Source organism: Roseibium aggregatum (assembly GCF_017309185.1).
GTDB lineage: Bacteria > Pseudomonadota > Alphaproteobacteria > Rhizobiales > Stappiaceae > Roseibium > Roseibium aggregatum_B.
On the sequence record NZ_JAEKJZ010000001.1, the window covers coordinates 2,009,752 to 2,030,420 of the forward strand.

General features: G+C 57.7%; 18 protein-coding genes. 8 read left to right on the plus strand and 10 right to left on the minus strand.

Going from position 1 to position 20,669, the window contains the following annotated elements; translation table 11 throughout:
* The first annotated feature begins 51 nt into the window (after positions 1-51).
* On the plus strand, positions 52-366 hold the full coding sequence (locus JF539_RS08690; RefSeq protein WP_207139898.1) for a lipid-A-disaccharide synthase N-terminal domain-containing protein: 315 nt from the start codon (positions 52-54) through the stop codon (positions 364-366).
* A gap of 22 nt (positions 367-388) precedes the next feature.
* On the opposite strand, the gene metC is transcribed toward JF539_RS08690, so the two are convergent.
* Positions 389-1,549, minus strand: a complete 1,161-nt coding sequence (metC, locus tag JF539_RS08695) for a cystathionine beta-lyase (protein ID WP_207139899.1) — start codon at positions 1,547-1,549, stop codon at positions 389-391.
* Between the two features lie 480 nt (positions 1,550-2,029).
* Here metC and JF539_RS08700 point away from each other — a divergent pair, with 480 nt between their 5' ends.
* From JF539_RS08700 to JF539_RS08720, 5 genes are all read left to right on the plus strand, one after another.
* The gene (locus tag JF539_RS08700) at positions 2,030-3,049 is read left to right on the plus strand and encodes an amino acid ABC transporter substrate-binding protein (protein ID WP_207139900.1); all 1,020 of its coding nucleotides are present in this window, start codon (positions 2,030-2,032) and stop codon (positions 3,047-3,049) included.
* Positions 3,050-3,289: 240 nt separating this feature from the next.
* Positions 3,290-4,498 carry an amino acid ABC transporter permease gene (locus JF539_RS08705; protein WP_207140901.1) on the plus strand — a complete coding sequence of 403 codons (1,209 nt, stop codon included), beginning with the start codon at positions 3,290-3,292 and terminating at the stop codon, positions 4,496-4,498.
* Between the two features lie 12 nt (positions 4,499-4,510).
* Positions 4,511-5,662: an amino acid ABC transporter permease gene (locus tag JF539_RS08710; RefSeq protein WP_207139901.1), complete on the plus strand. Its 1,152-nt coding sequence runs from the start codon at positions 4,511-4,513 to the stop codon at positions 5,660-5,662.
* A gap of 67 nt (positions 5,663-5,729) precedes the next feature.
* Positions 5,730-6,533: an amino acid ABC transporter ATP-binding protein gene (locus JF539_RS08715; protein ID WP_328809217.1), complete on the plus strand. Its 804-nt coding sequence runs from the start codon at positions 5,730-5,732 to the stop codon at positions 6,531-6,533.
* A 446-nt stretch (positions 6,534-6,979) separates the two neighbouring features.
* Positions 6,980-8,317, plus strand: coding sequence for a globin-coupled sensor protein (locus JF539_RS08720; RefSeq protein WP_207139902.1), 1,338 nt, complete (start codon positions 6,980-6,982; stop codon positions 8,315-8,317).
* Positions 8,318-8,339: 22 nt separating this feature from the next.
* Here JF539_RS08720 and sseA read toward each other — a convergent pair whose 3' ends face one another.
* The 5 genes from sseA to JF539_RS08745 form a co-directional block, all read right to left on the minus strand.
* Positions 8,340-9,185 carry a 3-mercaptopyruvate sulfurtransferase gene (gene sseA / locus JF539_RS08725; RefSeq protein WP_207139903.1) on the minus strand — a complete coding sequence of 282 codons (846 nt, stop codon included), beginning with the start codon at positions 9,183-9,185 and terminating at the stop codon, positions 8,340-8,342.
* A 9-nt stretch (positions 9,186-9,194) separates the two neighbouring features.
* The gene (locus JF539_RS08730) at positions 9,195-9,668 is read right to left on the minus strand and encodes a GFA family protein (protein WP_207139904.1); all 474 of its coding nucleotides are present in this window, start codon (positions 9,666-9,668) and stop codon (positions 9,195-9,197) included.
* Positions 9,669-9,690: 22 nt separating this feature from the next.
* Positions 9,691-10,407 carry an alanyl-tRNA editing protein gene (locus tag JF539_RS08735; RefSeq protein WP_207139905.1) on the minus strand — a complete coding sequence of 239 codons (717 nt, stop codon included), beginning with the start codon at positions 10,405-10,407 and terminating at the stop codon, positions 9,691-9,693.
* A 183-nt stretch (positions 10,408-10,590) separates the two neighbouring features.
* Positions 10,591-12,105, minus strand: coding sequence for a cardiolipin synthase (cls, locus tag JF539_RS08740; RefSeq protein WP_207139906.1), 1,515 nt, complete (start codon positions 12,103-12,105; stop codon positions 10,591-10,593).
* 22 nt (positions 12,106-12,127) lie between these two features.
* Complete coding sequence (locus JF539_RS08745) at positions 12,128-13,165, minus strand: cysteine synthase A (protein WP_207139907.1); 1,038 nt, start codon at positions 13,163-13,165, stop codon at positions 12,128-12,130.
* Positions 13,166-13,493: 328 nt separating this feature from the next.
* Between JF539_RS08745 and JF539_RS08750 the strand changes: the two genes are divergently transcribed.
* Together JF539_RS08750 and JF539_RS08755 are read left to right on the plus strand one after the other, a co-directional pair.
* Complete coding sequence (locus JF539_RS08750; protein ID WP_207139908.1) at positions 13,494-14,150, plus strand: ChrR family anti-sigma-E factor; 657 nt, start codon at positions 13,494-13,496, stop codon at positions 14,148-14,150.
* A gap of 120 nt (positions 14,151-14,270) precedes the next feature.
* Complete coding sequence (locus tag JF539_RS08755) at positions 14,271-15,077, plus strand: SDR family NAD(P)-dependent oxidoreductase (RefSeq protein ID WP_207139909.1); 807 nt, start codon at positions 14,271-14,273, stop codon at positions 15,075-15,077.
* Positions 15,078-15,112: 35 nt separating this feature from the next.
* Here JF539_RS08755 and JF539_RS08760 read toward each other — a convergent pair whose 3' ends face one another.
* The 4 genes from JF539_RS08760 to JF539_RS08775 form a co-directional block, all read right to left on the minus strand.
* Complete coding sequence (locus JF539_RS08760) at positions 15,113-16,342, minus strand: SAM-dependent methyltransferase (protein WP_207139910.1); 1,230 nt, start codon at positions 16,340-16,342, stop codon at positions 15,113-15,115.
* Between the two features lie 19 nt (positions 16,343-16,361).
* Positions 16,362-17,216: a DUF1365 domain-containing protein gene (locus JF539_RS08765; RefSeq protein ID WP_207139911.1), complete on the minus strand. Its 855-nt coding sequence runs from the start codon at positions 17,214-17,216 to the stop codon at positions 16,362-16,364.
* Complete coding sequence (locus JF539_RS08770) at positions 17,213-18,511, minus strand: NAD(P)/FAD-dependent oxidoreductase (protein WP_207139912.1); 1,299 nt, start codon at positions 18,509-18,511, stop codon at positions 17,213-17,215. Before JF539_RS08770 ends, JF539_RS08765 begins: the two co-directional genes overlap by 4 nt.
* A gap of 287 nt (positions 18,512-18,798) precedes the next feature.
* Entirely contained in the window at positions 18,799-19,398 is a 600-nt protein-coding gene (locus tag JF539_RS08775; protein ID WP_209017059.1) for a hypothetical protein, read from the minus strand.
* Positions 19,399-20,669 lie beyond the last annotated feature (1,271 nt).

Here is a 20,669-nt window from a genome sequence, read left to right on the forward strand (position 1 = left end):
CGGGCAAAGTTCAAGGCGGAACGCCGAAACGCAATTAACTGGAAAAGCCACATGACCGCTCTCTTCGACTGGATACACGCTGTCTTCATCGAGCAATTCAATTTCTGGGTCATTCTGGGATTTGTCGCCCAGGCGATGTTCATGATGCGCTTCGTGATCCAGTGGATTGCGTCGGAAAGGGTCGGCCGCTCGATCGTTCCGGTCGCCTTCTGGTTCTTTTCCGTCGCCGGCGGTTCGTTGCTGCTGATCTATTCCATCCAGCGCCAGGATCCAGTTTTCATCGCCGGGCAGGGGCTCGGCTTGTTGATCTACTTCCGGAACCTGTGGCTGATCTTCAGGGAAAAACGGAACGATCCGACCATCTGACCGTTCCGTCTCTGGCAATGCATTACGCCGGGAAGGCGGTCCTAAGAGCCTTGTCGAGATCCTTGATGAGGTCTTCAGGGTCTTCGAGGCCGATATGCAGGCGAACGGACTGACTGTTTTCACCGGTCTGCGTCGCCGTGCGCATGCCTTTGAGCCTTACCGGAATTGCCAGGCTTTCGAAGCCGCCCCAGGAAAAACCGAGGCCGAAGAGAGAGAGCGCATCGAGAAAGGCGTGCGTCTGCTGTAGCGACGCGCCCTCGGTGAAGTCGAAGGCGCACAGACCCGAACTGCCGGAGAAATCCCGCTTCCAGATCTCGTATCCCGGATCGGCGGCGAGTGCCGGGTATCTGATCTTGCCGACATGGGGCTGGTCCTTGAGCCAGTCGAGCACGGCAAGGGTGTTCTTCCTGTGCTGCTCCAGACGAACCGACAGGGTGCGCAATCCGCGCAGGCCCAGAAAGACATCGTCCGGCGCGACGTGGCTGCCCATTGCGCCGTGCAGCGCTTGAAGCTTCGGCCAGGCCCGTTCGTTCGCGGCGATCGAACCGAGCATGGCGTCCGAATGGCCGACGATATACTTGGTACACGCCTGGATCGAGAGGTCTGCTCCCAGGGACAGGGGCTGGCAGTAAAGGGGGCTCGCCCAGGTATTGTCGGCAAGTACGGTTGCATCGATTTCCCGCGCCGCCGCGGCAATCGCCGGAAGGTCCTGCATCTCGAATGTCAGGGAGCCGGGAGCTTCGACGAATACTGCGGTGGTCTCTGGCCGGAACAACGCCTTGATACCGCCCGCAATGGCCGGGTCGTAATATTCCACCGAAACCCCGAAACCGGGAAGGACGGTATCCGCGAAATGGCGGGTCGGGCCGTAGACGGTGTCCGCCAGCAGAATGTGATCGCCCGATTTGACGCACGACAACAGCGCGAGCGCAATCGCGTTCAGGCCCGAATTGGCCAGTTTCGCGCCGGCCGCCCCTTCGAGTTCCGCGATCGCCGCCTCCAGCGAATTGGTCGTCGGCGTTCCGCGCCGGCCGTAGGAATAGGCTTGCTTGCCGCCGATCATCGTTTCCACGTCCGGATAAAGCACGGTGGAGGCATGGACGACAGGCGGATTGACGAACCCGTGAAAAGCTTGCGGATCCCGGCCAGCGTGCATGAGTTTGGTATCGGGCTTGAGAGACATGTTTTGGTCCGGTTGTATCTTGAGAGTGCAATTGAGGGGGAAGGGGCTCGTGCGGGCAGGTCGGCCCACCGGGCCATGCGCACTCTAGTCAAAGTTTACGGAGCTGCAACAGACTCCGGCCGCCGTTTTTTCGAGCCGATTTCCGGGGACTTCTTCTACCTGCGATACCGCTTATGTTTAATCGAAAAAGTAATTGATCCCTTTTTAGGCATCGATTGAATTCGATTTAGCCATGTTCACTATTTGTGCGTGTTGGCGGGAGGCAATTGCATCGCCGCCCGCGAAATTTGACGAGATAATGGCAGCAAGTACTTGACCCGAACAGCTAAATGCCATCGTATGGTCGCGTCGGGCGGGCCGGGGAAACTCTGGAGGAAATGGCCGCTGAGGCTGACTGTTGTCCGCGGAGCGAGGCAACGAGGAAGTTCTCCGATCAGGCCCGACAAAAAAGTATGGGTAACAAATAAAGGCTGCATATCCATGTCAAAAAAATTCCTTCCGCTCGTACTCGGCGCTGCCATGGGTGCCGTTGCGGCGACGGCTGCCGGTGCGACGACGCTGGAAGACGTCAAAGCTAAGGGCTTTATTCAGTGTGGCGTGAGCCAGGGCCTTCCGGGTTTCTCCAATCCGGACGCACAGGGCAACTGGACCGGTCTCGACGTTGATTTCTGCCGTGCAATGGCCGCTGCTGTTTTCGGGGACGCGTCCGCCGCCAAGTTCACTCCGCTGTCCGCGAAAGAGCGTTTTACCGCTCTGCAGTCGGGTGAAGTCGACGTTCTGCCGCGCAACACCACCTGGACCATGTCCCGTGACACGCAGTTGGGCTTGAACTTCGCCGGCGTGAACTACTACGACGGCCAGGGCTTCATGGTGCGCAAGGATCTCGGTGTGACGTCCGCTCTGGAACTGTCCGGCGCATCTGTCTGCACCAACACTGGCACCACCACCGAGCTGAACGTCGCCGACTACTTCCGTGCGAACAACATGCCGTACGAAATCGTCGCTTTCGAGAAAGCCGACGAGGTTGTGGCCGCGTATGACGCCGGCCGTTGTGACGTTTACACCACGGATGCGTCCGGCCTGTACGCCCAGCGTCTGAAGCTGACCAATCCGGGCGACCACATGGTCCTGCCGGAAATCATCTCCAAAGAGCCTCTCGGGCCGGTTGTCCGCCAGGGCGACGATGAGTGGTTCAACATCGCCAAGTGGACACTCAACGCGATGCTCAACGCTGAAGAGCTCGGTGTGTCCTCCGAAAATGTCGACGAGATGAAGTCTTCCGACAACCCGTCCATCAAACGTCTTCTGGGCGTTGAAGGTGCGTATGGTGAAGGCATCGGCCTCTCCAACGACTGGGCCTACAACATCATCAAGAACGTCGGCAACTATGAAGAGTCCTTCAACGCCAACGTCGGTCCGGACACTCCGCTCGGCATTTCCCGCGGCGTGAACGCTCTTTGGAACAAGGGCGGCTTCATGTACGCGCCGCCGATCCGCTAATCCTCTTAGCTGAGATCTGAGGATTAAGGGTTCCGGCGGCACGCCTGCCGGAACCTTTTTTTATAAACATCATGCGTTGAGAACCGGGCAAAACCGGTCAAACGTGGGGAACGAACTGCTTCGAACGCCGATAGGGGAACGCGCGAAAAGCGCAGTGTGGAAGCGGTTTTCTACGAGAAAGACACACGGCTTCATGCCGGCTTCTTTCCGTTAAAACTTGGGCGAGGTTCTATGACTTCAATGGAGCGGGACACGGCGGAGGCGCCGGCGCGTGCTTCGCTGATCAACGATCCAAAAGCGCGCGGCTACTTTTATCAGGCGGTGTTGATCGTCGCGCTAGTTGTATCGGGATACTTTATCGTCACCAACACGATTGCCAACCTGGAAAGGCAGAACATTGCTTCCGGTTGGGATTTTCTTGAAAACACAGCCGGTTTCGGCACCAATCAGTCCCTGGTGGAATACTCTGAAACGTCCTCATACGGCTGGGCTATTTTTGTCGGGTTCCTGAACACGCTGCTTGTTGCGGTTGTTGGCATTTTCTTCGCCACGGTAGTCGGTTTCATCGTTGGGGTTGCAAGGCTTTCCAACAACTGGGTTATCAGCCGTATCGCTTATTGCTACGTCGAACTGATCCGGAACATCCCGCTGCTGCTGCAGATTTTCTTCTGGTATTTCGCGGTGTTGCGCGCGGTCCCGGGAAAACGCGACAAGTGGTCGTTCTTTTTCGATACGGTTCATCTGAATATCGCCGGTTTGCGCGGTCCCAAACCAATCTGGGAACCGGGAGCCGAGTGGATAGGCTTTGCCCTCATTCTCGGGATCATTGCTTCCATTGTGGTTTCAAGATGGGCGCACAAACGCCAGGATCAGACCGGTCAGCAGTTTCCGGTTTTCTGGACAGCGGTCGGCCTGATCGTCGGATTGCCCGTTTTGACGTATCTCGTTACCGGCATGCCGATGCATCTGGAACACCCGAATTTCGTCGAAACCGGTCCGATCCTGCGCCGTGGGTTCGAATTGAATGTCGGTATCAACGTCATTCCCGAGTTTCTGGCGCTAACGGCGGCTCTGTCGATCTACACCGCGTCCTTCATTGCGGAAATCGTTCGCGCGGGCATTCAGGCCGTCAGCCACGGTCAGACCGAGGCGGCTCATGCTCTCGGACTGCGGAACGGCCCGACACTTCGCCTGGTCGTCATCCCTCAGGCAATGCGGGTCATCATTCCGCCTCTCACGAGCCAGTATCTCAACCTGACCAAGAATTCTTCGCTTGCGGTCGCAATCGCTTACCCGGATCTCGTGTCCATGGGCGGCACGGTTCTCAATCAGACGGGCCAGGCGATCGAGGTCATTGGCATCTGGATGGCGGTGTACCTGTCGCTCAGCCTGATCACCTCTGCCTTCATGAACTGGTACAACCAGCGCATGGCGCTTGTGGAACGGTAAGGAGAGCGTCCCATGACTAATTCTGAAATGTTCCACATCAGAACCGAGGAGGCGCCGCGCTTGCCGGCGCCGATCTCGACCACCGGCGCCATCGGCTGGATGCGGCAGCACCTGTTTTCCTCCATTGGCAACACCATACTGACCGTCATTGGAATCCTGATCGCCTATTCCCTGATCGCGCCGCTCATTCAATTCGCGTTGATCGACGCGGTCTGGTCTGGAGAAAACAGGGAAGCCTGCCTGCCGCAGGACGGTGGCCACAGCGGGGCTTGCTGGGCTTATGTAAAGGCCTACTTCCCCCAGTTCATTTACGGCAGGTACCCGACGGAGGAGATCTGGCGGGTAAACATCGTTTACTTCCTGTTTGCCGTGCTTCTGGTGCCGTTGGCGATCCCGAGCGCGCCGTTCAAGAAGGCCAACGCGATCCTGTTTCTGGTCGTGTTTCCGGTCGTTGCCTATTTCCTGCTGACCGGTCTGGTGATCGGGGATACGGTTGTTCTGCCGATTGTGGAAACCGCTGTGTGGGGGGGCTTGCTGGTCACCCTCGTGATTGCGGTTACCGGCATCGTGGCTTCACTTCCGCTTGGCATTGCGCTTGCCCTTGGCCGGCGCTCGAAAATGCCGATCGTCAAGCTCGTGTCGATCATCTTCATCGAGTTCTGGCGCGGCGTGCCGCTGATCACGGTGCTGTTCATGTCGTCGGTGATGCTGCCGTTGTTCCTGCCGGAAGGGGTGACGTTCGACAAGCTGCTGCGCGTCCTCATCGGTGTGACCCTGTTTTCCGCCGCTTACATGGCCGAAGTGGTCCGTGGGGGGCTGCAGGCGATCCCGAAGGGCCAGTATGAGGGTGCCATGGCGCTCGGCCTCCGGTTCTGGCCGATGATGTATCTCATCATCCTTCCGCAGGCGCTGAAGCTGGTGATCCCGGGCATCGTCAACACCTTCATCGGTCTTTTCAAGGATACGACACTGGTGCTGATCGTCGGCATGTTCGACTTGCTTGGACAGATCCAGTCGTCCTTCACAGACCCGACCTGGTCGACCCCGAGTCAGGGCCATACAGGCTATCTGTTCGCAGCGATCGTCTTCTGGTGCTTCTGCTTCGGCATGTCTCGCTACTCCATTTTCATGGAGAAGAAGCTGCACACCGGGCACAAACGCTAAGGATTTTTCCGGGGCGCGCGCCTTATCGCAGCGCCCCGGCCGACAGACACTCTTGGAGTTAACAACCATGACTGAGAATACAGTACGCGACGAGGACCTTTCCGCCGACCGCGCCAAGATGACGGTTTCCGAAACGGAAGTGGCGGTCGAAATCAACAACATGAACAAGTGGTATGGAGAGTTCCATGTCCTGCGCGACATCAATCTCAAGGTGATGCGCGGCGAACGGATCGTGATCTGCGGTCCATCGGGCTCGGGAAAATCCACCATGATCCGCTGCATCAACAGGCTTGAGGAACACCAGTCCGGTCAGATTCTCGTCGACGGCAACGAGCTGACCGACGATTTGAAAAAGATCGATGAGATCCGCCGGGAAGTCGGCATGTGCTTTCAGCACTTCAACCTGTTTCCGCATCTGACCATTCTTGAAAACTGCACGCTGGCCCCGATCTGGGTCCGCAAGATGCCGAAGAAGGAAGCCGAAGACATCGCCATGCACTATCTTGAGCGCGTCAAGATCCCCGAGCAGGCGCAAAAGTATCCCGGCCAGCTCTCCGGCGGCCAGCAGCAGCGCGTCGCGATCGCCCGGTCGCTCTGCATGAACCCGAAGATCATGCTGTTCGACGAGCCGACTTCGGCGCTCGATCCGGAAATGATCAAGGAAGTGCTCGATGTTATGGTCGGCCTGGCGGAAGAAGGCATGACCATGCTCTGTGTGACTCACGAAATGGGCTTCGCCCGCAAGGTCGCAAACCGGGTTATCTTCATGGATGCCGGCCAGATCGTGGAACAGAACGAGCCGGAGGAGTTTTTTACCAATCCGCAGCATGAACGGACCAAATTGTTCCTGAGCCAGATCCTGCACCACTAGGACGACGGACCGGCGGCAGGCAGGTGCAGCTTTTCACGAAAAGGTCTGCTCGCTGTTTGCCTGTTTGTTGACGCCGTTTTTTAGACAATGGGCCTTGGAATGGTGTTCCGAGGCCCATTGCCGTTTCGGCATCGCTTTTCCCGCCACCCTGATCCGGGTCTCTGGCTTACCTCAACATCTCCCGAAAGGAGATCGCCGGCTGTTTCCGCCACGGCCAAAATTTCCGATTGGGCCGGATCGCATTGCCGCGAAACTGCGGAGCGATTCTATCTGCCCTCGACTGGAAGTTGCGTACGGAGTTGCAAGCTCAAAAATACGCAAAAATATCGAGTTATAAACCGGCAATTCAAGATGGTGGGCTGTCGAATATTTCACTGTAAATTTTATTTTATTTTTTATTTATTCTTTTCAATTGTCGTAGGGTCAGTATTAATGGGTGAGCGGCCATGCACGACAAAGATCATGAGTTTGAGGACCGGTTGAGGTTTGCTGAAATCGACCGGGAAACTATCGCCATTTTGAGAAAAATCTGGCCGGTCGTGAAGCCGTCCCTGGATGGGGTTCTCGATGCGTTTTACGCGCATGTAAAGACCAACGCACATCTTTCCGCCATGGTCGGCAGCATGCAGCCAAGGCTGGTCGAGGCCCAGAAAACCCACTGGGAAAAGCTCTTCACAAACGGTTTCGACGCGGACTATCAGCAAAGCATCAACCGGATCGGTCATGTTCACTGCAAGATCGGCCTGGAGCCTGCCTGGTACATTGGCGGTTACAAGTTCGTTCTGATCCGTCTGCATGCGTTGATTCTTCGAAAGTACAGAAGATCGTTTCAAGACGTCGAAAGATTGCTCAGCGCCGTTTCCTCCGCGGTTATGCTGGACATGGATCTCGCGATTTCGACCTATGAGGAAAAGCTGCTCGAGGAACGTGCCGAGCAGATGAAACGTTTGAACCTGGCCATCGAGGCATTTCAGGCGAAGGTGCGGCAACCCTTGCAGGAAGTCGATGAAGGCGCTCGAAAGGTTGAGAAGGAAGCGAACGAACTTACCTTGGTCTCCAAATCCGCGATGGAAAAGGTTTCAAGCGCCAGCGCCGTTTCCAAGGATTCCAGCGTGAGCGTTCAAACCGTTGCTTCGGCCACGGAAGAGCTTTCGAGTTCCATTCAGGAAATATCGAAACAGATTGTCGGAGCTTCAAAGATTGCGAGCGAAGCCGCTGGCGGCACGGAGCAATCCAGTGTCCAGGTGGGCAGCCTCGCCGGAGCTGCGCAGAAGATCGGCGATGTTGTCGGTCTCATTCAGGCGATTGCCGAACAGACCAATCTTCTTGCCCTGAATGCGACGATTGAAGCCGCAAGGGCCGGTGAGGCCGGAAAGGGCTTCGCCGTGGTTGCCAGTGAGGTGAAGACGCTGGCCGAACAAACCGCGAAGGCGACGGAAGAAATCAGCCAGCAGGTCACGGAGATCCAGGAATCGACGGACAAGGCGGTCGGATCTATTCAGTCGATTTCCGAGGTGGTCAAGAACCTCGACGAGATGACGGCTTCGATTGCTGCCGCGGTCGAGGAGCAGGGCGCCGCGACGCAGGAAATTTCGCAAAGCATTCAGTCGGTCGCTTCGGGAGCCGGGACGCTGGACAACGATATAGAAGGGGTTGGGCAGGCCATAGAGACCAGCGACAGGACAGCCGGCGCGTTTATGGAAGCGGCCCGTCGGATGAACGCCAGCACAAATGCCATCTCTGTCGAGATTGCCGATTTCTTCGAAGCGCTGAAGGCCGGGTGACGGCTGCAGGCGAAGCTTGCCGTCAGGAAGGCGTGGTTGCGATCTTCGTGTCCTCGCGCCCACCCCATTCCGCCCAGGAACCGTCGTAAAGGGCTAGGTCTCTCACACCGAGGATCGTGAGGCCGAGAGTGAGTATCGCCGCGGTCACGCCCGAGCCGCAGGTCGTTGTTACGGGTTTCTCGAAATCCACGCCGGCTGCCTGAAAAATCTCGGCAAGCTCTGCCTTGGAGCGGAAGGTGCCGTCTGTGCCGATCAACTGTGTGAAGGGAAGATTGAGCGCGGTCGGCATGTGTCCGGACTTGAGGCCCGCCCGCGGCTCAGGTGCGGCGCCGGCGAACCGTTCAGCGGATCTCGCATCGAGCAATTGACGGGCCCCCGATGAAATTGAGTGCCGGATGTTTTCAAGGTCAGCCACAGCGCCGTGGTTCAGTCGCGCGGTGAAATGGCTTTGAACACGATGGGGAACCGTATCCTCGACGGGCCGTTCTTCGGCCTGCCATTTCGGCAGGCCGCCGTCGAGGATAAAGACGCGCTCGGCGCCCATGCATCTCAGGGTCCACCAGACCCGCGGCGCGGAATAAAAGCCAAAATCGTCGTACACGACCAGGGTCTGGCCGTCCCCGATCCCGAGCTTTCGCATCGCGGAGGAGAAGACGTGCGGTTGCGGCAGCATGTGCGGCAGATCGGACTGCTTGTCGCAGATTTCGTTGATGTCGAAAAACACCGCGCCGGGGATATGCGCCGTCGGGTAGACCGGTTGTGCCTCCGGCTCCGTGACAGGAGGCATCCAGGCGTTGACGACCACAAGGTCCGGGGAGGACAGACGATCGGCCAGCCATTGGGTGGAGACGAGTGGTTGGTCGGTCATTTGAGCTCCTTAAGCTTCGTACAGGCCTTTGGACTTGTGCCAATCCTCAATGGACAGCTCGGGGTACCGCTGAAAATGAACGTGTCCCGGCCCATCCGGCACGTCGATCCAGTCAGGCTTGAATTCAAGCATGATATGGACGACCTCCGGTGGTGTTGGCAAGGGGGTATCGATAGCGCCGGCATGGGGATGAAGAAGTTCAGGCCAGCGCGGATCCCAAAGCCAGAGATGGCTGCCGCAGCGGCGGCAGAAATGCCGTTCCGCCGGGCTTGTCTCGCCGTCGATGACAGCGTGATAGACGGCCTTGGCGTCCGCACCCTGCAAACTTAACGTGCTGCTCTCGGCCATAAGGTTGATGGCGTATCCCGCGCAGCCGCCGGTTTTCCTGCAAACGGTGCAATAGCAGCGCATATAGGGGTAGGGCGTCCGGCTCTCCACCTCGAACGAGACCGCCTTACAGTGACAGCTGCCCTGAAGTTTCATGTCTTCCCTCTCATGTGCAAACTCAGTCGTTGAGCCGGATCCGGACACGCCTGTTCTGCTTGCCTTTCTTCTCGATCTTGCCGAGTTCCAGCCGCCCGATCTCGGAAGTTCGACTGACATGGGTTCCCCCGCATGGCTGCAAATCGACCTCGCCGCCGATCCGAACCAGGCGAACGCGGCCGGAGCCGCGTGGCGGCTTGACCGACATGGTTTTGACAAGGCCCGGACTGGCATCGAGCTCTTCGTCCGTGATCCATTCCGTCGATACTTCGTGGTCGCCGTCCACCAATGCTTCGAGTTTTGAAATCAAACCGTCCTTGTCGATGGTGTCTTCGCCCATGTCGAAATCAAGACGGCCTTCGGGATTGCCGATCTGACCGCCGGTGACGGGATAAGGCAGGGCAACCGACAAAAGGTGCAAGGCGGTGTGCACGCGCATGTGCCGGTAGCGTCGCGCCCAGTCGACATGGGCCGCCACCTTCCAACCGGGCTGGGGCAGGTCCTGTCCCTCCGCCGGGACATGGACAATGGACATTCTATCCTCGCCGTAAACACTCGTGGCGATCTCGATCTTCTCGCCGTTTTCCAGCTCGAGGTAGCCGCTGTCTCCTGGCTGGCCTCCGCCGGTCGCATAAAACACCGTGCGATCCAGCACGATGCCGCCCCGGTCGTTGACCGCAGTCACCTCCGCTTCGCAAGTCCGGAGATAGGCGTCGTGCCGGAACAAGGGGGTCGTCATGGTCAAGCGTCTCCGTCTCGGACTGCGGGTTGAATGAAAGAAAAGCTTCTCCGCTTGCGCATTGCCGCCTCTGCCGCCCTGCGAAAACATTCTGGTAAGATATCCTGCCTGCCGGAGCAAGGGGAGGACGGGCTTTAGGAAAACACCGGGAAACCGCTCCTTGTCAATTCAAGAGCATACAGGTCAAAGAATGGGAGACAGAAGTCTGGCGCCTTGAGCGAGCACCTGAAACAGGTAACTGCGCGATTGAAACGCGTCCGGCCAGGTGAGCCGTGCGTTTTGAAAGTCGGTTTCCAGCATGTCTTCCACCGATTGGATCGTTCGGGGATGGGTGAACCAGAGGGTCATTTCGAAATTGATTTGAAACGACCTGTTGTCGAAATTCACGGTTCCGACCGACGCGAGATCGTTGTCCAGCAAGGTCACTTTCTGATGCATGAAGCCGTCCGTATAACGGTAAACCTTCACGCCTCGCTGGATAAGCATTTCTTCATAGGCGTGACTGGCGAGCCAGACCGTCCAGTGGTCCCGTTTTTCCGGCAGCAGGATGCGCACATCGATCCCGCGCATGGCCGCGGCGCAAAGGGCCGTTTGAACGTCGAGGGAGGGCACAAGGTAAGGCGTTGCGATCCAAAGGCGCTGTTTCGCTTTTGCCGCCGCCTCGACAAAGGCGATGGCGCATTCTTCAAGCTTGTCGGCCGGACCGGTCGGCATGACCAGGACCGGTTCGTCGCCAGGCATCGGGACGTCGCCGACCTGGGGCAGATCGATCCGCTTGCCGCTGGCCCAAAGCCAATCCTCGACAAAGGAAAGCGCACAGGCAATAGCCGCCGGTCCCTCGACCCGCACATGGGTGTCCCGCCAGTGCCCGAACCATTTGTCCCTGCCAACATATTGGTCGGCAACGTTGTGACCGCCGACAAAGGCCTGTCTGTAGTCGGTCACAACCAGTTTGCGGTGGTTGCGGTAGTTGAGCCTCATCGGACCGAGCAGACGCAGGAACCGGTGATTTTCGTTGAAGCCGCAAACCTCGATGCCGGCATCCTTGAGTCGGCCGAGAAAGCTGCGGGACAGGGCGTGGCTGCCGACATCGTCGTAAAGAAAACAGACTCTGACGCCCTGCTTTGCCTTCTGGACCAGCGCCTCGGCCATTTCTCTGCCGAGTTCGTCGTCGTGAATGGCGAAAAACTGGAAAAAGATGACCTCTTTAGCCTGAGCAATGGCCTCCTTGATGGCCGCAAAGGTGGCGTCGCCGTCGATAAGCAGGTCGGTCTTGTTGCCGGCGAGGAACGGAACGCCCGCGACCCGCGACAGAACAGGCCATTCCCGGGTCTCGTCGTGATCCGTCAGGCCGAGTTCGTCGGCTCGCCTGGCTCTCTCCGACCGCCCAAGCGTGGCTTGGATATTCGCGTAGTCGGAAAACGACCGCCAGCCGAATACGAAGTAAAGCGGAACCGTCAGAAAAGGCAGAAAGAAGAGCGACAGGAGCCAGGCGATCGATCCTTGCGCGGTGCGGGAGTTCATGATTTCCCGCACCGCGCAAACGATGGCGGTGACATAGACAATCGCAACGAAAGCGGCGACCAAGCCGAGGTTGTCCAGAAGTATTTCCAGAAGGTCGAAATCGGTGACCGCGTCCTGGACGACTGCTTCAGCGCCGGAGCCGTCTTGAGCGAAGGTTGGATCTGTCAGTCCCATCACATGCCAGCTGGATATGTGGCTACGAGACGAACGGCGCGCGGATGGCCACACTTCGTTCCAGCCAGCCGGGCACCGGCAGGTTTTTCGACCGCAGGAAATCCGGGTTGTAGAGTTTCGACTGATATCGGGTGCCGTGGTCGCAAAGAATGGTGACGATGGTCTTTCCCGGCCCGATTTCCTTGGCAAGGCGCCGGGCGCCGGCCAGATTGATGGCGGTCGAGCCCCCCAGGAGAAGGCCTTCGTTTTCCGCCAGCGAAAACACGAGCGGCATCGCTTCCGCATCCGGTATCGTGTAGGCGAAATCGGCTTTCACATCCTTGACGATCGGTGTGTTGCGGCCAAGACCAATGCCTTCGGAAATCGATGAGCCGTCCGAAGCGACCGCTTCCCCCCTGGAGAACAGGGACTGCATGGCCGCACCTTCGGGATCGGCGCAGCCGATCTTGATACCCGGTTTGTTCTCCTGCAGATATCGCGACACGCCGGCCAGGGTCCCCCCCGAGCCGACCGCGCAAATGAACCCGTCCACCTTGCCGCCGGTCTGTTCCAGGATCTCCGGTCCGGTCGTCAGGTAATGAGCCTTGGGATTGTCCAGATTGTTCCACTGGTCGGCGAAGATGACGCCGTTGGGCTCGGTTTTGGACATCTCCTCGGCCAGCCGGCGGGCGACATGCTGGTAGTTGTTGGGATCCTTGAAGGGCTTCGCCGGAACTTCGACCAGTTCGGCGCCGCACAGGCGCAGCATGTCCTTTTTTTCCTGGCTTTGCGTTTCGGGAATGACGATCACGGTCCGGTATCCGCGCGCACCCGCGACCAGAGCCAGGCCGATGCCCGTATTCCCGGCCGTACCTTCGACGATCACCCCGCCGGGTTTCAGATCACCACGTGCTTCGGCTTCCAGAATCATCTGGCGGGCAGGCCGGTCCTTGACGGATTGTCCCGGATTCATGAATTCGGCCTTGCCGAGGATTTCGCAGCCTGTTTCCTCCGACAATGCTTTCAGGCGGATGAGAGGAGTGTTGCCGATTGCATCGACTACGGATTCGGACACCGACATTTGTAAATTCCTGGCTGATCAGGCCGTTCTGTTTTGACCGGCCGATTGGAACCTGTTGGGATAAGGACGCTAATCGTCCGTGTTCATGTGATCAAGGCTGGAATGTAAGGTTTCGAGGCCGTATTGCCAGAACCGAACGTTTCAATCGATCCTCTTTCCGGCGAATGTTTTTCTGCCATATCACAGCTAGCGGGTAAGCAGTTCTGCGGCCGGTGGTCCCGATCGGGTTACCGGTTTTGAGAGAATGGTGTATGAGTTGATCCGGTGCCTGTTGTCTTGCGTATCAGTGTCGGGATAAATCAGGCTTTGGAGATTAATGAGAGCGCGAATGGAAAAAAACGTGACTGGAATGGATGAGCTTCTGGCGGGATATGCCGCCGGATCCTTGACCTATCCGGCACAGGCGCTGGTCGGTGCGCATTTGGAACTGAGCGATCGCAACAGGGCCTATGTTTCGTCACTGGAAACCCTTGCGGCAGTCGCACTGGACCAGGTCGAGCCTGTTGCTCTCGCCGACCGCGAGGCCCTTCTGGCGTCCGTTTTCGCCAGTGGCGACATGCCCTTGAACGAAAACGGGCCGGAGCCGGACGGCGGAGCCGAAGAGGCCGGGCCCGTTCCTCAGTCCCTGCGTTCGATTGTCGGTCAGTCGATGCAATCCCTTCCGTGGAAAACGCTGTTGCCCGGGGTGAGGGAATGCAAGTTCGGCGAGATCGACGGATGCGTCAGCAGTCTTTTGTGGGTTCGCGCCGGACGCGCCATGCCGTCCCATACCCACCACGGAACGGAACTGACGCTGGTTTTGCAGGGCGGCTTCAAGGACGAAGACGGTCACTATGTGGCCGGCGATGTGGCCTTCGCGGATGGTGATGTCGACCATAAGCCGATTGCCGACGAGGACGAGGATTGCATCTGCTTTGCCGTCACCGCAGGCAGGCTGCAGCTTACCGGCCCGGTCGGGCGCTGGTTCGCCCCCTTCATGCGCTGAGGTGAACCAGGCCTTTTCGGCACACTCGACGGCTCGCACAAATCTCTGAAATGACACGCGGAAAATCGATCCGCCCGGTTTCGTTTTGCGTATTCAGATCGAACGCAGAAGGAGATTCATGTGTCCCGGAAAAACTATCGCGCCCGGCCGGAAGAAGGTAGCGTCTGGATTACCGGCGCAAGTTCCGGCATTGGCCGGGCCGTCGCACTCAAGCTAGCGGACATGGGATGGCAGATCGCCGCGACCGCCCGTTCTCAGTCGGCGCTTCTGGACCTGGAACAGGAATCGGGCGCCTTGAGGGGGCGGATCCGTGCGTTTGCAGGAGATGTGACGGACACCGCGCATATGAGGTCGATCTGCCGGGCGATTGAAGCGGAACTCGGGCCTCTGGCTCTTCTGGTCGCCAACGCCGGTATCTATCTTCCCCAGGATGGTTTGAACGCCGACCCGGAGGCATTTCGCACGAGCATCGACGTGAACCTGATGGGAACCGTCAACGCTCTTCTGCCGACGGTCGAGGTCATGAAGGCGCGGGGTAGGGGACAGGTTGCTGTGGTGTCTTCCGTGGCCGGATATCGAGGGTTGCCGACTTCCGCCGCCTATGGCGCCACAAAGGCCGGGCTCATCAACCTTGCCGAATCCATGAAGTTCGATCTCGACCGTGCAGGAATAACGCTTCAGGTTGTCAATCCTGGCTTTGTCGACACGCCGGCGACCCGGTCGAATCCCTTTGATATGCCACATCTGATTTCGGTTGAGGATGCGGCCGCGCAAATCGTCAAAGGGCTCGATCGACCGGGCACCTTCGAAATCGCGTTTCCCCGGGCCTTTGTCCGGCAACTCAAGCTTCTTCGGCTTCTGCCCGACCGCCTGTATTTCCGTCTCGTCGCACGCTCGACCGGCTGGGACAAGAAGAGCGCCGGCTGATCAGTGGCGCCTGGCGACAGACCCGGCCGTCTCCCTCACTCGGTCTTCACATAGACCATCTGGCGGACGTCGATGTTGCCGGAGCGGAAACCGGCTTCGCAATAGTGAAGATAGAATTCCCAAAGCCGTTTGAAGCGGTCGTCGAAACCGAGCGGGCGGATCTGCGGCCAGGCCTGTCCGAACCGCTGACGCCATTCGGAAAGGGTTCTGGCATAGTCCTGCCCGAATATTGTCTGGTTGGCCAGATCGAGTCCGAGGGACTTACCGATATCGACAAGCCGGCCAGGCGGCGGCAGCATTCCACCCGGGAAGACATGACGCTGAATAAAGTCGGTCCCGCGTTTGTAATCCTCAAACATCTTGTCCTGGATCGTGATGATCTGCAGACCGGCCTTGCCGCCGGGCTTCAGGCAATTCGCAAGCTGGCTGAAATAGGTCGACCAGTATTTCTCGCCGACGGCTTCGAACATCTCGATGGACGCGATCCGGTCATAGACACCTTTTTCGTCGCGATAATCCTGAAAGACGACGTCTACCTTTTCGTTCAGGCCGGCCCTGAAGATCCTTTCGCGGGCATAGTCGAACTGTTCCTGCGATATGGTCAGCGCCCGGACATGTGCACCCACCGTCTTGGAAACGTACTCAGCGAAACCGCCCCAGCCGCAGCCGATCTCGAGAACCGTGTGGTCCGGTCCGATATCTGTCTCGCGGACCAGAGAAGCGTATTTCGCTGCTTGGGCCTGCTCCAGATCGTTGGTTTCATTGCTGTAGATCGCCGAGGAATAGGTCATCGACGGGTCGAGCCACTTGTCGTAAAACGCGTTCCCAAGGTCGTAATGGGCGGAAATATTCCGTTTCGAACCGCGTTTCGTGTTGCTGTTGAGCCAGTGGCGGATGGACATCAGAACACGCGCGACTGGACTTCCCTGAATGGCCCGCAGTGTCGATTCCTGGTTGATGCAAAAGAGTTCCAGGAACGTCGTTACATCGGGAGAAGACCAATATCCCGAAATGAATGCTTCGCCGACGCCGACATCACCGGACTGGACCACCATCTTGAAAAAACGCCAGTCGTGAATGACAAGGACGCCATAGGGGCCGTCCTGCTGTCCCTGAATGACAAAAGCCCGGCCGTCAGGAAATTCGATCTTCAGCGTTCCGAACTGGATCGAGATTGCGAGCCCGGCGGCCATTTTCGCGAGCCGGGGCATACCTTTGAGTTCGGAGCGAAGATTTTCTTTTGTCAGAACAATAGGCTCACTCATGGAAGAACCTCTTGAAATGTCAATAATTAGGGGTCGTTGACACCGGATGGTGCGACGGGTCGGCTTCCATACCCGGCATCCCCGGCTCGGGTCGACGGTGAAATGGTACACGCTTTCGCCAGATTTTAAAGGCTTGCCAATGGATCGCGGCAATGACCTTGAAACTCAGGAGGGGGACACGAAGACATTCCGCCAGGATCGTTGCCGTCGAGAAAGTCTTGTGAGTCCCCGAAAAAGTTGCCGCCAGAACTGGACCGTCGGCATCTTTTTCCAGAATGCGTACCCTGACGTTTTCCCCCGGAGGGAGCATGCGGAAACAATAACGTTGTTCCATGCCGATAAAGGGAGAGACGTAAAATTCCTTGGATTGTTCCTGACGGATGCCACTGTCGGCTACCTGAGCAGGTTCGATCGGAAGGCAATAGGTGTGAATGCCGCCGAACGTGTTCCGAACCTCGTAGACGATTGCATCCAGACGGTTCTCGGAATCGAACGCGTAGTAAACGCTGAGCGGATTGAAGCCGTAGCCAAGCAGCCGCGGATAGGCGAGCAAGAGAATGCGGTGCGGTGCTGCGTGCCCTTTTTGCGCGAGCAGGTCCTCGACGAACCGGCGTAAACCGGATCCGTCTCTTTTGCCGTGGTCCTTTTCGTGAAACGACATCAGGTTGAACCGGTTCAGGGAGAAAAACCGGCTGGCTTTGGACGCTTCCTGCAGCCGGTCCACGTCCAGGAGCAGGGAAAAAACCCGATACTGAAAGCGGTGGCTTTTCGGCTTCATCCGCTGATGCATCACGGAGCCGGAATAAAGGGATGCGGCGCTGCGCGGAGGCTCGCCATTGTCGCTCAGCCGATTGCTATGTTTTTTCTGCTTCATTCCGCGGCATCCAGGAACGCCTGCGCCGGCGGCTCATTTTCCCAAGGCACATTGGCTCCGAGCGCCTTTGCAACCGCAAGACCGGAAACCAGTCCGTCCTCGTGAAACCCGTTGCCCTGCCAGGCGCCACAATACCAAATCCCGTTGACGCCCTGAATGTCGTTCAGGCGTTTTTTCGCGGCCAGGGCGGACGCATCGAACTGCGGATGGTCGTAAACGTATTTCGCAAAGGTCCTGTCCTCGCGCGGAGGTTCGAACGGATTGAGCGTGACGAATACCGGTTTTTCCCTGTCAATGTCCTGGAGCCGGTTCATCCAGTAGCTGACGGTGACGTCGCGGGTCTCGCCCGCGTTCCTGTCGGACATGTAGTTCCAGGAGGCCCATACGGATTTGTGCCGGGGCATGAGCGCTTCGTCCCGGTGGAGATAGACTTCGTTTGGCCGGTATCGGATCGCGCTCAGGATGTCGCGCTCCCGCTCGCTTGGGTCGCCCAGCATGGCCAGGCTCTGATCCGTATGGCTTGCGAGGACAACCTGGTCAAAGACATCCTTGTGCCCTGAGCAATCCGTGACGTGGACTTTGCCGTTCTTGCGTGTGATCTCCACAACCGCCCGGCCCAGGCGCATTTTGCCATGCAGCGGCGCAATCAGCCGCTCGACATAAGAACGGCTTCCGCCTGAAATCGTTCGCCACTGCTGCTTGTCGAAAGACAAAAGGCGGTGGTTTTCAAAAAACGCGACGAAACTCTCCGCGGGGTAGTCGCGCATTTCGCCGATGGGCGTGGACCAGATGGCCGCCCCCATGGCCAACAGATAATCGTTTACGAAACCGCTCGAGTAGCGCTCCTTGTCGAGATAGTTTCCAAGCGTCTGACCGGAGAGGTCTCCCGATCGCAGGTCGAGAACGGCCTGTTTGTTGAAACGGAAAATATCTTGCAGCATGCGCAGAAACCGCGGAGAGAGAAGGTTTCTTCTTTGCGCGAACACCGTGTTCAGGGAATGGCCCGACCATTCCAGCTTGCCGTTGTCCGCTGAAACGGCGAAGCTCATGTCGCTTGGTTTGCTTGCGACGCCAAGGTGGTCGAGCAGTGCGGTGAAGGCAGGGTAATTGCGCTCGTTGTAAACGATGAACCCCGTATCGACACAGACCTTCGTCCCGTCGTAATCGATTTCGGCCGTTGCGCTGTGTCCGCCGGGTCTCGTCCGTTTTTCGTAAAGTGTGACGTCGTGACTGTCGCTTAATGCCCAAGCTGCGCTGTTACCGGAAATTCCGGAGCCGATGACGGCAATCCGCATGTTCTGTCCTTCGCTCAGCCCGCCCCGGCTGCAATGAAATGATCCGAAGCGGAAAGTTTCCTTGTGATCCTAGTTGCTTACGGAAGGGACCACGCGTCGGATCATGCGGATTGTGAAATTTAGCGAAAGCTCTGTAAAAACAGGCGGACCGCGCAGCGCATTGACTTGCCGCCGAAAGCAGGCGACCGCCTGAAGCCGTAGGACGGAGACAGGTCCTTTCACCGGACCTGCCGTCAATTCTCGCCTTAGCACGTTTTAGTGCGTCAGGTAGGCCAATTTCGAAAGTGTCAGGCCTGCAGGGTATCGACCAGCCAATTCCATGCGACCTGGACCCGGGAACTCGCGGCGGCGAAGAACGCCACGATCTGATTCCAGACAGATTGACCGAAATCCGCAACCTGCAGCATTGGGCCGCGCTTGACCGGTTCCTCGTTGGTTTCGATCAGTTCCACAGTCGTGGCGTCGCTGCCATCGTTGACCACGCGCCGCGTAACCATCAGGGTCCCCTCGGTTGGCAACCGCGAGTCATCCTTGCCGGCGACAACGGTCTCTGTGTCCATTGCCTTGACGACAACGGCCCGACCATCCGGCAGCAGATGGGTTTCGTTGGTGCTGACCTCGGAATCGTAGATGACTTCCCCGTAGGAATCGATCAACTCGACCCAGACCGTCTTGCGCCCGTCCAGCTCGATTTCGCCGACCCAGATGGTCAGTTCGCTTTCGAGCGGATCGGACTGGTCGACAGACGCGGATGCGACCGTCACGGCCAGGCGGTCTTCCGGCAGCGTAATCGTTTCTTGCGGCAGCGGCTCGGCTGCCATTGCGCCTGTCATGAATGCGAGCATGAGGCCAAGCGCAAGTGTTCCTGCTTTTCTATTCCGTTGCATGTACGCCTCCCAAGGCTGATACAACTCTCTTAACGCGCGAGGGGCTCGATGGTTCGGTTCTTGATAGAACTCTTTACCGGAATTCCTGCGATTGTGATGAAGCGCCCCTCTGCGCAGTCACGATTTCGCCATTGTCGCACCACATTCTGGTTAATAGGTGTAATACACATCACAAATTCGGGTTTTTTCATTTACTTTCTGTTAATAAATGTGGCGCTGCGTTCATATTTCAAGGTCTTTCACCTTGAAGTGATTGATTCCACTTCGTAAAAATTACCTACTATGCCGTATTTAAAAGACTACGGACAGCAGCTGGCTTTCTGCCGTTACGGCATTGGCGTGAGGTGCATCCCTTAATCCGGGCACACCGGCGGGGACGGCCGCAGACAAAAAAATGCTCCACTGCGGTCTTGCAGCGGAGCATTTACGGGACGGTCGATCGATGGGGCTTTATGCATCGCTGTCCCGGAGATCCCCGTCTTGAGCGCGGGGAATCTTCTGCATTCTTTCGCAGGCTAATCGTTTGGCATTGCCCGTAACCTCTTGCGGGTAAGCCCTTTTCGGCAATTGGCCGGAAAAGCCTGCGCAGGAAAGAACCCTGTCAATTATCAATTGGAATGAAGCTGCACATCTGAATATACGCAACCCTGTCAGAATTTGCAGTGAGGTTTAATGCTGATCCGAAGGCGAGCTTTAGGCTAAACCTAATCAATTGAATTCAAATGGAATTCAGATGGACACTCTGAAGCTGTGCCTTATTTTGCCCCTCTAAATTAATGCGCGCAATTTTTAAGCGAATGTAAAATATTGGTTGCAACGCCGCAGCGGGGTACGATTTCCCGTTTTACCGATGGTCGCTTATACAGGGGTTTGGCTCGATTCGGTTCCGCCGGTTGGGCAAGAGTGGGCGGTCGCTTCAAGCCGGAAGACCTCAGAACCAAGCGGATAGGTATATCGTTCGTGTGACATCCGGACGGTCCGCGGATGTCAACCTGCCTCGCGAGTATCCCCAGTCCTCGTTTCTCCCGCAGGGCTTCCTGCAGGTGGAGTGCTCAAACGCCAGCGGCTCTCAAACCGGAATGACCTTTGTCAGAGCCTTCCGGTCTCCGCACGCTGACCCCTTCTTGGAACCCGAGGAATCGTAGTGCACTCGGATAGCTTCTTTGCGGTGCGTGAAACACACCACCAGCCTGCCGTTCAAGGTGCGCTTTCCCGGTAAGCACCTGACATTGCAAGCGTTAAGACCGATTGTCTCGGGTGACCCACAAATT

Excerpts from the sequence above, each read along its gene's own strand:
- JF539_RS08715 (WP_328809217.1), top strand. The coding sequence starts at position 5,730 with ATGACTGAGAATACAGTACGCGACGAGGACCTTTCCGCCGACCGCGCC.
- cls (WP_207139906.1), bottom strand. The coding sequence starts at position 12,105 with ATGGGACTGACAGATCCAACCTTCGCTCAAGACGGCTCCGGCGCTGAA.
- JF539_RS08720 (WP_207139902.1), top strand. The coding sequence starts at position 6,980 with ATGCACGACAAAGATCATGAGTTTGAGGACCGGTTGAGGTTTGCTGAA.
- JF539_RS08705 (WP_207140901.1), top strand. The coding sequence starts at position 3,290 with ATGGAGCGGGACACGGCGGAGGCGCCGGCGCGTGCTTCGCTGATCAAC.
- JF539_RS08730 (WP_207139904.1), bottom strand. The coding sequence starts at position 9,668 with ATGAAACTTCAGGGCAGCTGTCACTGTAAGGCGGTCTCGTTCGAGGTG.
- JF539_RS08710 (WP_207139901.1), top strand. The coding sequence starts at position 4,511 with ATGACTAATTCTGAAATGTTCCACATCAGAACCGAGGAGGCGCCGCGC.
- JF539_RS08770 (WP_207139912.1), bottom strand. The coding sequence starts at position 18,511 with ATGCGGATTGCCGTCATCGGCTCCGGAATTTCCGGTAACAGCGCAGCT.
- metC (WP_207139899.1), bottom strand. The coding sequence starts at position 1,549 with ATGTCTCTCAAGCCCGATACCAAACTCATGCACGCTGGCCGGGATCCG.
- JF539_RS08690 (WP_207139898.1), top strand. The coding sequence starts at position 52 with ATGACCGCTCTCTTCGACTGGATACACGCTGTCTTCATCGAGCAATTC.
- sseA (WP_207139903.1), bottom strand. The coding sequence starts at position 9,185 with ATGACCGACCAACCACTCGTCTCCACCCAATGGCTGGCCGATCGTCTG.
- JF539_RS08745 (WP_207139907.1), bottom strand. The coding sequence starts at position 13,165 with ATGTCGGTGTCCGAATCCGTAGTCGATGCAATCGGCAACACTCCTCTC.
- JF539_RS08700 (WP_207139900.1), top strand. The coding sequence starts at position 2,030 with ATGTCAAAAAAATTCCTTCCGCTCGTACTCGGCGCTGCCATGGGTGCC.
- JF539_RS08765 (WP_207139911.1), bottom strand. The coding sequence starts at position 17,216 with ATGAAGCAGAAAAAACATAGCAATCGGCTGAGCGACAATGGCGAGCCT.
- JF539_RS08760 (WP_207139910.1), bottom strand. The coding sequence starts at position 16,342 with ATGAGTGAGCCTATTGTTCTGACAAAAGAAAATCTTCGCTCCGAACTC.
- JF539_RS08750 (WP_207139908.1), top strand. The coding sequence starts at position 13,494 with ATGGAAAAAAACGTGACTGGAATGGATGAGCTTCTGGCGGGATATGCC.
- JF539_RS08735 (WP_207139905.1), bottom strand. The coding sequence starts at position 10,407 with ATGACGACCCCCTTGTTCCGGCACGACGCCTATCTCCGGACTTGCGAA.
- JF539_RS08775 (WP_209017059.1), bottom strand. The coding sequence starts at position 19,398 with ATGCAACGGAATAGAAAAGCAGGAACACTTGCGCTTGGCCTCATGCTC.